The organism is Nanhaiella sioensis, from assembly GCF_046557775.1.
GTDB lineage: Bacteria > Bacillota > Bacilli > Bacillales > SM2101 > Nanhaiella > Nanhaiella sioensis.
Window position 1 is genome coordinate 1 of record NZ_JBKAEG010000001.1, and the last position, 13,116, is coordinate 13,116.

14 protein-coding genes are annotated in these 13,116 nt (G+C 33.9%); 3 read left to right on the forward strand and 11 right to left on the reverse strand.

From position 1 onward, the window contains the following. Positions 1-147: 147 nt before the first annotated feature. Positions 148-537 carry a hypothetical protein gene (locus V1503_RS00005; protein ID WP_410623842.1) on the reverse strand — a complete coding sequence of 130 codons (390 nt, stop codon included), beginning with the start codon at positions 535-537 and terminating at the stop codon, positions 148-150. 132 nt (positions 538-669) lie between these two features. Beyond that, positions 670-813 carry a hypothetical protein gene (locus tag V1503_RS00010; RefSeq protein WP_410623844.1) on the reverse strand — a complete coding sequence of 48 codons (144 nt, stop codon included), beginning with the start codon at positions 811-813 and terminating at the stop codon, positions 670-672. A 511-nt stretch (positions 814-1,324) separates the two neighbouring features. On the opposite strand from V1503_RS00010, the gene V1503_RS00015 reads away from it, so the two are divergent. Next, positions 1,325-1,531, forward strand: coding sequence for a KTSC domain-containing protein (locus tag V1503_RS00015; RefSeq protein WP_320257262.1), 207 nt, complete (start codon positions 1,325-1,327; stop codon positions 1,529-1,531). 484 nt (positions 1,532-2,015) lie between these two features. Further along, a complete protein-coding gene (locus V1503_RS00020) occupies positions 2,016-2,441 on the forward strand; it encodes a DUF2621 domain-containing protein (RefSeq protein ID WP_410623846.1) in 426 nt (141 codons plus the stop codon). A gap of 221 nt (positions 2,442-2,662) precedes the next feature. On the opposite strand, the gene V1503_RS00025 is transcribed toward V1503_RS00020, so the two are convergent. The 7 genes from V1503_RS00025 to sirA all read right to left on the reverse strand — a co-directional run bounded on the left by V1503_RS00025 (position 2,663) and on the right by sirA (position 9,592). Continuing rightward, positions 2,663-3,139, reverse strand: coding sequence for a CcdC family protein (locus V1503_RS00025; RefSeq protein WP_410623848.1), 477 nt, complete (start codon positions 3,137-3,139; stop codon positions 2,663-2,665). A gap of 411 nt (positions 3,140-3,550) precedes the next feature. Beyond that, entirely contained in the window at positions 3,551-3,907 is a 357-nt protein-coding gene (locus V1503_RS00030) for a response regulator (RefSeq protein WP_214482377.1), read from the reverse strand. A gap of 178 nt (positions 3,908-4,085) precedes the next feature. Next, a complete protein-coding gene (locus tag V1503_RS00035) occupies positions 4,086-4,793 on the reverse strand; it encodes a cytochrome c biogenesis CcdA family protein (protein ID WP_214482376.1) in 708 nt (235 codons plus the stop codon). 116 nt (positions 4,794-4,909) lie between these two features. After that, a complete protein-coding gene (locus tag V1503_RS00040; protein WP_410623851.1) occupies positions 4,910-6,697 on the reverse strand; it encodes an ABC transporter ATP-binding protein in 1,788 nt (595 codons plus the stop codon). Positions 6,698-6,699: 2 nt separating this feature from the next. Further along, positions 6,700-8,448 (reverse strand): ABC transporter transmembrane domain-containing protein, encoded by a 1,749-nt coding sequence (locus V1503_RS00045; RefSeq protein WP_410623853.1) that lies wholly within the window; start codon positions 8,446-8,448, stop codon positions 6,700-6,702. Positions 8,449-8,756: 308 nt separating this feature from the next. Continuing rightward, positions 8,757-8,969: a YneF family protein gene (locus V1503_RS00050; protein ID WP_214482373.1), complete on the reverse strand. Its 213-nt coding sequence runs from the start codon at positions 8,967-8,969 to the stop codon at positions 8,757-8,759. Positions 8,970-9,154: 185 nt separating this feature from the next. After that, positions 9,155-9,592 carry a sporulation inhibitor of replication protein SirA gene (gene sirA / locus V1503_RS00055; protein ID WP_214482372.1) on the reverse strand — a complete coding sequence of 146 codons (438 nt, stop codon included), beginning with the start codon at positions 9,590-9,592 and terminating at the stop codon, positions 9,155-9,157. A 305-nt stretch (positions 9,593-9,897) separates the two neighbouring features. Here sirA and V1503_RS00060 point away from each other — a divergent pair, with 305 nt between their 5' ends. Beyond that, on the forward strand, positions 9,898-10,320 hold the full coding sequence (locus V1503_RS00060; protein WP_410623855.1) for a YuzC family spore coat inner layer protein: 423 nt from the start codon (positions 9,898-9,900) through the stop codon (positions 10,318-10,320). Positions 10,321-10,403: 83 nt separating this feature from the next. Here the strand turns inward: V1503_RS00060 and tkt are convergent, their stop codons facing one another. Further along, entirely contained in the window at positions 10,404-12,410 is a 2,007-nt protein-coding gene (tkt, locus tag V1503_RS00065; protein ID WP_410623857.1) for a transketolase, read from the reverse strand. A 221-nt stretch (positions 12,411-12,631) separates the two neighbouring features. Next, positions 12,632-12,862 (reverse strand): DUF896 domain-containing protein, encoded by a 231-nt coding sequence (locus V1503_RS00070; protein ID WP_214482369.1) that lies wholly within the window; start codon positions 12,860-12,862, stop codon positions 12,632-12,634. Positions 12,863-13,116: the final 254 nt, after the last annotated feature.

Genomic DNA, 13,116 nt, shown 5'->3' on the forward strand with positions numbered 1-13,116 from the left:
ATCATACACGATTTTATACATCGTTGATATGAAGGTGTTTCTAGCGTATTGCCTGTACTTTATTACGCTAAAATAGTGCATACGATTAACCTTCCGTTCTAAGGCGAAAGTGTTCGAGGTACCGCGCGTCGGGTTCGGCTTGCAGACTTAATTACACGACTCTGTCATTCCATGCAAATCAATAAACCCATCCAAGGTAGTTCCATTTGCCCCCATAAACATCACATCTACTTTAGTTACATTCTTCAACGAAAAGAATTTGCAACGGTTGTTATTATCTAGAGTTATAGGTTGTACTGCGCCATTTGAAGTAAAGTTAAAAACTACCTTATCATTAGGGTCACTTACATTTAATACGACATTACCGTGCAATCCGACTGCCCTTCCATTGTAAAACTCTATTATTGGGTTATCACTACTTAAATTATCGAATGAACATTGAATATCATCAACAATCAATTGACACGGACAATCACACGTTTTATCTTCTTTGATAGCACTTCCGCAACAAGTACTTACTTTCTTATACTGACTCATTGTTCTACCTCCATCATCACAGTTTAATACGGTATTTTATGCCGATTTTTACAACCGTGATTGGACGTACGACCTCAACCGACATCAAGTCCTCCCTATTATTCCGCATCCCTCCTTATTAACTATCGCTCTCTATTCGTCGGTGTCTACCGATTGCTTAAACCGTTCGATCTTCGCTTTCATATCCGATACACTAACGCCTTCCTCCTTACCTTTTGAATCTACCTCGACCTTCTCCGTCACACACAATTTCTTTTTGGTCATCGTATGACTCATACACACCTCCTCTAACCATTTCTCATTCGAACTGTATGACGCTATTGAGCTTATTTTTAGACAGGTGTGAGGTCCTTGTGCTGATTGATACCGTTAGAACTTAATGCGTGCTAATTTCGTCGTTTTCAATCTTCTACAAATCTGACGTGTTCGAAATGATAGTTCCTTTAATATTGTTTGCACTTTAGTATTAAACTGGGTAAATATCTTAATTTTTAGTCAACATTTGTGTATATTTTACATTACATAGATGACGCTGTTCTTTAAATAACTTCAATCTAATCTCCCCCCCCATGAGCTGTTATTGTTTCATTTTGCTTTTCTCTATAAAAAAACATAGCCTATAATATATTTTTTTGAAAAACTACATTCTAGCTTTGAGAATCAGTGCAGCAAACAACAAATAGAGTGCTTAAAATATATATGCCTTATAAATTGCATCAGTTACCATTTTACAGCTAAAGTAACACAATTTTTATTTATTATGTATATTCTGTAAAGAGGTGATATCATGCAGCTACAAGCAATAAACTCATCAAAAATAGAAGCAGTGGGATATGATTACAACGGGATGATTTTAAGGCTTAAATTTAAATATATTACTTGTGACTACTACGAAGTTCCCAGCGAAGTATACAGAAACTTAATGGCAGCATCTTCAAAAAGTGGATATTTTACAAAACATATTAAAAATTCATACCGTTATTGTATCGTTTAAATCATATATATGAGAAATAACTGCTATACAAGTAGTTATTTCTTGTTCCTCTCAAAGATCTACACTGTAATATTTTAGATGAGACACGAGAACAGTATGTATAGATTTTCCCATGTTATGTATTCCTCTTTATCAATAACAATGGAAAAAACAAGTTTTTGCAGAACTTTTCTTTTTGCTCTTTTTATAAACTTTGTTCTTTCTACTTCTAAATCCATCGTTTTAATAGTAGAAAATTCAAAAAAACACACTCAAAGATAAAACACTATACATATAGACCTTGCCACAAGGATGCTTCTACCATTAATTTATATAATCAGGTATACGTTTAACATATTGTTTATATTTTAATGTACGAAAATTGTTACAATTAATGTCGAAATGTTATTTAAAACATTTTCATAGAATTTGTTGCTTTATAGCTCAAACAATAATAATATTAATTTTGATGTTATGAACGTGAGAATTTTTTGAGGTGAAAAAGATGTTAACTGGTTGGTTTTTATGGTTTATTCTGTTTTGGGTTATTTTTCTTATTGGCATGTTTGCAATCGGAGGCTATTTCATGTTCCGCAAATTCTTCAAAAGACTTCCGAAAGAGGATGGTAAATCCGAATTGGATTGGCAAGATTATTATATTGAAAAAACGTATCACTTGTGGCCTAATGACCAAAAAGCTTTATTAGAAGAATTAGTTAAGCCAGTACCTGAACTTTTTAGGGATGTTGCCCGCCAAAAGATTGCAGGGAAAATTGGTGAAATAGCATTAGAAGAAAAAGCAAACTCAATAACACAAAGTCTAGTCATTAAGGGTTATATTTTAGCAACACCTAAGAGAGATCATAAATTTTTAGTTCGCACATTACGAGAAAAACAAATTGATCTAACACCGTACGAAAGTTTTTTTTAACACATATTAAAAGAGGCTGACTCAATTAAAGTGCTCCCTTTAAAGGACATTTTAATTGAGAACAGCCTATTTTTACGTTTGCTATCATTGTTTGTTGTTTTCATATTAAGAGTAAACGGTGCTTTATGCACCTTATCATCACTAATTTCATCAAAATCGATTCTATTTTGGTAACCGTTTTTGACAAGACCTATGCTAAAAGCACTTCAAAATTTGCAAGTTTATAACGATTCGTTCGCGTCTAACCTTGATGTATAAATCTTTCTATATTGAAAATACATTGCAATACGCCAAGGTACAATCATGCCAAAAGCTAAAATCCAAAACATACCACTCAACTCAGCATAGTTAATTTGTGTGCTTAAGTATGATTTAAAGATGATTCTTATGATAAGTAGCCCTATTAAAATGAATACAAAAGCTTTTGATCTCTTTAAATATATATCTTCCCCTCTCACTTCAAACTTAGAAGTCTTAATTAAAAGTATTGAAAAGAGAGCCCCGACCGTCAATGCTTCTATCAATTCAGCTGAAGAAACACGAAACATCGGATGGATAAACATCAATGCCCCCGTGCTCATAAATATTGGTGGTAATACTATTTTTTTAACATTCGTAGGTTTCTTGGCCGCTTTCATTCTAATTAAGATGACAGCAATCGCCATTAAAATTGCAACTATTGATGAAGCGTAAATCAATCAAATCAATCCTTTGCTTATTTATCTATAAAGTTTATTATACGTAATCATCATTATAAACGATAGTAGATAAATAAAAAAACCATTTAAGTCTTTTCTTAAATGGTTTTTTACATTAGCTTTTTTTAACTTATGTTGCGATCGTCTAGAAGATCAAAATGAGGTTCTATGCTATCGTCTTTAAATTAGGTGATTTCCGCGACTTTACATCCTTAGAGCTAACACGATTATATCAATCGCTCGTAGCATTTATGCCACTCTTAAGACCAACTGCTCAAATTTTATGAATAATAGCAAAAACTTTTCTGAATGGAGCTTAGTTGTAAAGAAGAAAAGCATGAACTTTAGGGATAGTGTCGTTAATTCCTTATTACCAAATTACGTCAACAGAAACCTAAACATTTTATCGACTTAAATAACTCGATTAATAGCTTCTATTACACGACCCTCATCGAACGGTTTAACAATAAAATCTTTTGCACCTGCTTCTATTGCTTCAACAACCATTTTTTGTTGTCCCATCGCTGAACACATAATAATTTTTGCATGTGGATATTTTTGTCTAATTCCTTTAACTGCATCAATTCCACCCATACCAGGCATTGTTATATCCATAGTTACCAAATCAGGTTGTAATTCATCGTATAATTTAATCGCTTCATTCCCGTTTTCACCTTCACCAACGACTTCGTGGTGTGCTTTCTTTACTATGTTTCCAAGTGTCATACGCATAAATTTCGCATCATCAACAATTAATACTCTTGCCATACAATTCTTCTCCCCTCGACTCTAATAGCTCTATAGTCAAAAAGTCGTAACATCATATACTTTATCGAAAAATCACAATTTTTTCAATACTTTTGTTGTGATATGAAAGTCCTCATTTATTATAAAATGACCGTCTAAAAAATTAACGGGAACAAAAGTCCCCGTCACTCCTCTTAAGTTAAAACCCTGTAAAACCACCAAAAAATGGCGTAAGATAAATCGTTATTTTCGTCATTAAGTCAAAAAACAACATAATTCCAAAGACTATCATTATAAATCCACCAATTTTCATAATGGTTACATTATGTTTGCGTATCCAGTGCATTTTTCCTATGAAAAGGGATAGGATTAAAAATGGTATTGAAAAACCTAAAGAGTACGCAGTCATGTATATTACTCCTGAACCGGGATTGGCTGCAGCTAGCACTAACACACTTGAAAGGATTGGACCAGTACAAGGTGTCCAACCTGCTGCGAATGCCATACCAATTAAAGAAGATCCTACATAACCAGATGGACGATTTTTAAATTCGAGCTTTACGTCTTTCATCATAAATTTAGGTTTAAAGACTCCAATTATAACTAGACCAAAGAAAACAATTAATATGGCACCAATTTGCCTTATTAAATCTTTGTAGTTAATAAAAAATTCTCCAATAAATGATGTACCAAATCCTATCGCAACAAAGATTACTGAAAAACCAAGTAGAAAAAATATTGTATGTAATAAGCTTCTTTTTGCTAATTTGGTATTTTCATCTTTCAATTCTCCAACAGAAACACCGGTGATATATGACAAGAATGCTGGATATAATGGCAAACAACAAGGCGATATAAAAGATAAAAAACCAGCTCCAAATGCTAGAAAGATGTTAACATCAGCCATTTAAACAACTCCTACGTAGTAGATTCTCTTTATATTCTAGCAAATAAAAGAGGTAAATCCTCATTTGAAATTGTGACATATTTGTGTCGAACTTACTATCTCTGTTCATGATTTCCTTAAAATACTATTTCTTCTAATTTATCAGATTGACCATTTTGTAAAATAAACATTTTATAGTATAGGCCTTTTAATTGAAGAAGCTCTTGGTGAGAACCTCTTTCAACAATCTCACCTTTATGGAGAACGAGAATTTGGTCTGCGTCTTGGATTGTTGAAAGTCGATGAGCAATTGCTATTGTCGTTCTACCCTCTCTCATTTTAGATAATGCAGCTTGGATGGCTTCCTCAGTTTCAGTATCGATATTTGCGGTTGCTTCATCAAGTATAAGTACCTTTGGGTTTGTTGCAATTGTCCTTGCAAAAGCGATGAGTTGACGTTGACCACTAGAAAATGTTGACCCTCTTTCAACTACTTCTTGATTATATTTATTCGGTAGCTTATCAATAAATGAATCAGCTTGGACAAATTGTGCAGCTTTTTTCATATCCTCTTCTTTTATAGAATTATTTTTCAGTTTGATGTTATCAGCTACCGTACCAACGAATAAAAATGGGTCTTGAAGGACGAGGCCAAGACTAGACCTTAATTCCTTATTTTTATATTTTCTAATAGATACTCCATCAATAAGAATATCTCCTCGATTAAATTGATAAAAATTCATTAACAGGTTGATGATCGAACTTTTCCCGCTACCAGTATGCCCAACCAAAGCAACTGTCTCTCCTTTTTTTGCAGTAAACGAAATGTTCTTTAAGATATCTTGTTTACCATCGTAAGAAAAACTAACATTTTTAAACTCAATATTGCCAACTTTGATCAAAGGATTGTTATCGCTATCGCTTTCAGGTGCTAGTTCATTTTCATCCATTAAATTGAATACTCTATCAGCTGAAACAATGGCTTGTTGATAAAGTGATAATCTCATCATCATCTCATTAACAGGCTCAAAAAAACGGTCTAAATAGCTAATAAATGCATACAGTACTCCAATTTCAATAGGTCCATCCATTGAAATTATCCCGAAATAAGAAAGCACTAGGATTAATGCCAATGTAGCAACTACGTTTATAGCTGGACGTAATAACAAACCATCTAATTTAATATTCTTCATTCCCGCACGAAAATGACCTTCGTTAATATGAGCAAACTCTTCTCTTAATCTGCGTTCTTGTCTGAAAACTTGAATGATTGCCATACCTTGAAGGGATTCATTTAGTTTAGCATTTAACTGACTCAACTTTTCACGCATATCTTGATAATATTTAGAACTGTAACGACGATAAGTTTTCATAATAAGAAAGATAATTGGAATAAGGACTAAACAAAAAATTGCTAATTGGACATTTAATAAAAACATAGCCACGAAAATACCAATTAAAAATACACCGTTTTGAACGAAAGTTGCTAACACACTAACAAACATATCTTTGATTGCTTCTGTATCATTCGTTACTCTAGAAACAATGCTCCCATCAGGAGTTTTATCGAAATACGATAAACCAAGTTGATGTACTTTGTTAAATACATCAATTCGTAATTGCTGAATAATTTTTAGTGCTATTTGCTGAAATTTTAATAATTGGAAATATTGGATAATGACCTTAGCCAAGATCGAACCTAAATATCCAATTGCCAACAATAGAATCGGTCCATATTCTAGATTTTGTGGCGTTAAATAGTCATCAATAAATATTTTGACTAAGATTGGACCGATGATATCAGCTGTTGTTGCAGTTATTAATAAAGTAAATGCAATGACAAAAGATTTTTTATGGGCTTTCGTATACGAAAGCAGTCGAAACAACACTTGACGCTGCTTTTTAGCAGAAATTGATTTATCCATGTTTATCCTCCAAATTCAACAAGTGCTTCTAATTGCTGAGTAACATACATCTTTTTATACCAGCCAGCTTGATTCATTAGCTGTTCATGAGTCCCTTGTTCCATAATTCTACCTTCATCTATAACTATAATGAGGTTTGAATGTTGAATAGCACTCAATCGATGAGATGTTATCATTGTTGTTTTGCCGTTACGGTTGTCTTTTAGAGACGAAAGAATTTTCTCCTCTGTCTTCGCATCTACGGCTGATAAAGAATCATCTAAAATGAGAAGTTCTGGTTCCATCAATAAGGCTCGTGCAATTGCTATCCGTTGCTTTTGTCCACCTGATAATGAAACACCCCTTTCTCCAACTATTGTTTCATAACCATGTGTAAATCCGATAATGTCTTCATGAATATGAGCTAGCTTTGCTGCATGCTGTATTTCAAATATTGATGCTTCTGGTTTAGCAAAGGCTATATTATCTGCTATTGTACTTGAAAACAAAAAATGATCTTGTGGCACATAACCTATGGCACTACGTAATTCATGCAAAGAATACTTCTCAATAGGATGTTCCCCAAATAAGATTTTCCCTTCATATTTATCGAACTCTCGTAGAAGGAGCTTTAAAAGAGTTGTTTTACCTGCACCCGTTTTACCTACAATACCAATTGTTTCTCCTTTTCGTAGTTTAAATTTAATTCCATGTAAAACATTTTGCTGTTCATTAGGGTACGTAAAGCTATTAATATCATAGGTAATATGACCAGAAGGAATTTTCTTACTATCTTTTGAATCATCGGCAATGTCGATTTTTTCAGATAATAAATTAGACACACGGTCATATGATGCTCTTCCTCTTTCCACAATGTTAAACAGCCAACCAAAAGCCAGCATAGGCCATATAAGTAAACCTAGATACGTCGTAAATGAAACTAACTCTCCTAATGTCATCTCACCTAGTAGGACATATCTGGAGCCAAACCCAACTGCCAAGAGAAAAGATAGTCCAACAATGAGAGATATAGTAGGGTCAAACAGCGAATCAATCCTAGCCACAGTTACATTCTTTTTGACGACGTCTTCAGATTGTTCAAAAAATGCCTCATTGTCTTCTTTTTCTTGTCCAAAAGTTTTAATAACTTTTATCCCGCTAATGCTTTCTTGAACTTTGTCGTTTAAAGAAGAAAAAGCTTCCTGTGCTTTATGAAAATGTTTATGCAATAATGTTCCGTAAAAATTGGTTGCTAATGCCATAAAAGGCAAAGGTATTAGACTAATTAATGTTAATTTCCAACTAATCGTGGCTGCCATCGTAATTAATACAAAACCACCTGTAGCTACTGAGTCGACAAGTGTTAATACTCCCGCACCCGCTGTTTGCTGAATGGCTTGAATATCATTTGTAGCATGTGCCATTAAGTCACCTATACGCTTTTTTTGGTAAAACGATTGAGACATTTTTGTGAAATGTTCAAATAATTGGTTGCGTAACAACCTAGCCAGCTTTACTGAAGATCCAAAAATCATCATCCTCCATACTAAACGGAGAAAGTAAACTATAATAGTAACCGCAATTAGTAACAACATCCACTTTAATAAGAGATTAATAGATAACGTCTGATCATTAATATGATCTACAACAATCCCAATTACTTTAGGCGCAACAAGTTCGAGCATAGCTACTATACACAACACGAGAATTCCAAAAATATATGACTTTTTTTCTTTTTTAAAAAACCACATCAAGTCTTTAAAAACACTCATCTTTTGTCCCCCATTGAACTCAGTCAAGTAAGCTTGAAAATCGCTGTACTAAGTTAAGTCTCTTGCCTCACCCTTTCTTCACCAATAAGATTTCATCGCTCAGTGAGAAAGTGCTTGATATTTACTATGATAAGGTATGTACATATACATAAACATTAAAAATAATGTTTATTAGTATTGCAAAGAAATAATATGTATGAATAATCTAACATATACGAAAACTTCATAACAGTTTATTTGCAGACCATCTTCATTATTTGTAATCGAATTCATAAAAAGACACCCAACCATTTGAGTGCCTTACAACTTTATTTTATTTGGTTGTTCATTGCTTTCATCATTTGATTAATTTTCTTTTGTGATGGCTTTTGACCCATTTGCGCCATCATCACTTTCAACATTTGTTCATTAATAGGTGGATTTTTCTTAAGATAGTTCATCATATATTTTCGAGCTATGAAAAATCCTAGAGCAACTCCAGCAATTAAACCTAAAGATACCCATAGAACTATTTCCCACATACTATTTTCCTCCTTCAAATTGTCTACATTACAGTGTACTAAACCAAATACGATTATACAATAGTTGAGCACAAAAGTCTCAATAAGAAGTAATTTTTATAAAAAACATGTCATTTTATTATTTTTTGCAGAATATTCAAAATATTATATATACAATAATGGTAATGAAAGATTCACTAACATTACTATAGAGCATTCATTTTAACTGGTTTTAACCAGCCATACCGATCGAGCTGTATATCCATTGCTAAGAAACATGGGTCGAATTTTCTTATAATCTCAAAAAATACAGCTTCAGCTTCATAGCTTCCTTCAGCAGTTAATTGCATGTATTCTTCATATACGACTAATTTTGCATAGCTTTTGTTATCAGGCAATAATATGGAATGAACCTTACGATGAGAGTTATTATCGTTCTGGTTGTGTAGTTGTTTCACCAATAATTTGTGGATTGTTTGAGTAGGAATTGGTTGAGTTATATACTCAATTTGTTTTTTTAGTAATTGTTTTCTTGCACCATTAGCATGTTCATAATCTACAAACAGCTGTAATAGCATTTTCTCTCGTCCAAAATAATGCTTAGCAAATTGTTCTTCAATTAAATAAATACGATAGTGTCTCACAAAGTTCCCTCCCTTATCCTACATATTTAATTTAATTATAGACTTGTCTTATTTAAATTATTGTCTTATTCCGCAAAAATGAACCACTTGTTTTGCCGAATTCTGTCTAATCTCTCTGTTAATGATAATCACCTATTTTATTTATGAGCGTATAATATAAAAGTTGAAAGCTACTTACACATAGATAACTGTTTTTCCTTCTAAAACAAAAAACATGCATACAATTCGTGTAATATAACAATTAATGCGAAAACGACGACCAAGCGAAAATAGCTTAACAGAAAGATTGAAGGAGGTATGATAAGGTGTTTAACCCCAAAGGTAATTGTGATCCTAGTGCATACCATTATCAAATAATATATAATTCCCCTCCATGCCTTAACGACTATCAAATAAACCATACTAGTCGACACCCATATAACAACAGACAATTTCCTCCTGTTGACACTACAATGTTTAGTAAATCCGCAAAAGAAATGCAAAAGTTGATGAGTGAGGCCGCTTTAGTTCTAAATAAAATTGCTTACTCTAAGGAATTTGCACATCAGGTCATGACCGCCGCTCAAGAGTCTCAGTTAAATAAAGTTGAACAATTAATTAAATCAACAGGGATTACTTCAGAAGTTGAATGTTCATTTAATCCAGATGGTATTACAATCACTTTTATTTTAGCAACTAGTGAAATTGATTGTTGCCATTTAAGTATTATTTTGCGTTGGAGAAGTTAAGCTATCGTTCCTATTCTAAAAGAAAAAAATGTCTGCGAAAACAGCCTAAAAAAAAGAGCCCTTGAAAAAAGGCCCTCTTTTGCTTATTTTTGTAATAAGCTCTTTACTTTGTTAACTACATTTTCAACTGTAAAACCATACTCTGCCATTATTTTTTCTCCAGGTGCAGATGCGCCAAACTGATTGATCGCTAAAATTTCACCTTCATCGCCAGTATATCTTTCCCATCCTAATGAAGTAGCCATTTCAATTCCTAAACGTTTTTTAATGTTTTTAGGTAAAACAGCATCTTTATATTCTTGTGGTTGTTCTTCAAAACGATCCCAAGATGGCATACTAACAACTGATACATGAATGCCATCATTAGCTAATGACTTCTGCGCCTCAACAGCTAGACTAACCTCTGAGCCAGATGCTAAGAGCAATGCATCTACATTGTCATTATTTGTTGGAGACACAACATATGCTCCTCGTTTTACACCTTCATATGCATCACGCTTCGTGTTTGGTAAAGTCGGTAAGTTCTGACGTGTAAGCACAAGTGCGTGTGGCTTATCAGTAGCTTCAATTGACACCTGCCAAGCTGCAGCTGTCTCATTGGCATCACCCGGTCGAATGACTGATAGACCTGGCATTGCACGTAGTGCTGGTAGCTGTTCAACTGGCTCGTGAGTTGGTCCATCCTCACCAACAGCAATACTATCATGCGTAAATACATACGTTACTGGTAATTTCATTAAAGCTGCTAAGCGAATGGCAGGACGCAAGTAATCAGAAAATACAAAGAAAGTCCCACCAAATACTTTCACACCACCATGAAGTGTCATACCGTTTAGAGCAGCTCCCATGGCAAACTCACGTACACCAAACCATATATTTTTTTCTCCATATGAATTTGGCATAAAGTCATTTGACTCTTTAATCATTGTTTTATTAGATCCTGCTAGATCAGCAGATCCACCTATAAATTGTGGAACACTATTAGCAATAGCATTTAATACCTCACCAGAAGAGGATCTTGTCGCTAAGCTACTTCCTTCCTCATAAGTTGGTAACTCCTTTTCCCAACCATTTGGAAGTTTCCCTGTAATAGCTGCTTCTAGTTGCGCTGCTAACTCAGGGTATTGCTCCTTATACTGAGCAAACATTTGGTTCCATTCATCTTCTGTTTTACTACCAGCATCTTTCACAGTAGCAGAGAAATTGTCGTACACTTCAGACGGTACATGGAAATCTTCTTCAAATGTCCAGTTGTAAGCCTCTTTCGTTAACTTTAACTCATCTGCACCTAGTGGAGATCCATGTACTGCCGACTTACCTGACTTATTAGGTGCTCCGTAACCAATGACTGTTTTAATCTCAATCATCGTTGGATGGTCAGTATCTGCCTTCGCTTCTTCAATAGCCTGTGATAATTCTTGTATATCATTACCATCTTCAACACGAATATACTGCCAGCCGTATGATTGGTAACGGTTTTTGATACTTTCAGAGAATGACTTATCGAGGTCGCCGTCTAAAGATATATCGTTTGAATCATATAACACAACTAGACGTCCTAGCTTAAGGTGACCTGCTAGCGATGCCGCCTCAGCTGATACACCTTCCATTAAGTCACCGTCACCACAAATTGTATATGTGTAGTGGTCTACAACATTAAATGTATTTTTATTATATGTAGATGCCATATGTCTTTCAGCCATAGCCATACCAACAGCCATCGCGATACCTTGACCAAGTGGCCCTGTTGTTGCTTCAACTCCAGCAGTATGCCCATATTCTGGATGCCCTGGTGTTTTGCTTCCCCATTGACGGAAATTTTTAATATCATCCATCGTTACGTCATAACCACTTAAATGTAATAAGCTATATAATAGCATTGATCCGTGCCCAGCTGATAATACAAAGCGATCACGATTAAACCATTGAGGATTAGACGGGTTGTGGTTCATATATTTAGTCCACAACGTATATGCCATAGGAGCAGCTCCCATCGGCATGCCTGGATGTCCTGAGTTAGCTTTCTCAATTGCATCAATCGATAAAGTTCTGATTGCAGCAATAGATAAATCATCAATATTAAGTGACATAAAATACCACCCTTTCAATCATTATAGTACATATCATATATTCAAAATGAACAAATGTACATACATTGTGAAAAAAAGATACATTTTGTTCAAGAAAACATCTTTTCATAGTATGTACAAAAAACCATACATAAAATGATGTATCCTTAAACTTCCTTCATTCAGCTTATAATTTAGGAAGATTATAAAATAAAAATTTACGAATGGTAATAACTCTAGCCTTAATGAAAACGGCTATTCTTACTCTTTTTTAATTTTGTAGGCGTAACATCATTTCCTTCTTTATCTACTACTTTTACTGAATGTAAAGTATTTTCCATCGAATTACGAAACGATTGAATATATTCCTTGCGTAAATCTTGTTGTTCACGTTTTTCTTCATCCGTTAACCCAGATGATTTAGATTTTTTTGACAAATAGTTAATACGATTAATTTTTTCATTTGATAACACGTCAATGCTTCCTTTCTATTCAATAGGATATTATGTTCTGTACATATTACAAGAAGAGAGCTTCATTTTCAACGGTTTTGTTTTAGTACAAAAAACTAAAGACTTATACAATTAGCAATTGCTGGATTTTTTCTTCTCTGAAAACATAGTCAATCGGCTAATAATTACGTTTTAACCTTCCACTTTAGTTGAATACAATGATATTGCCAATAGTGTCATTTTAATAGCCTATTTTCATACAGACTGTTGCTTTT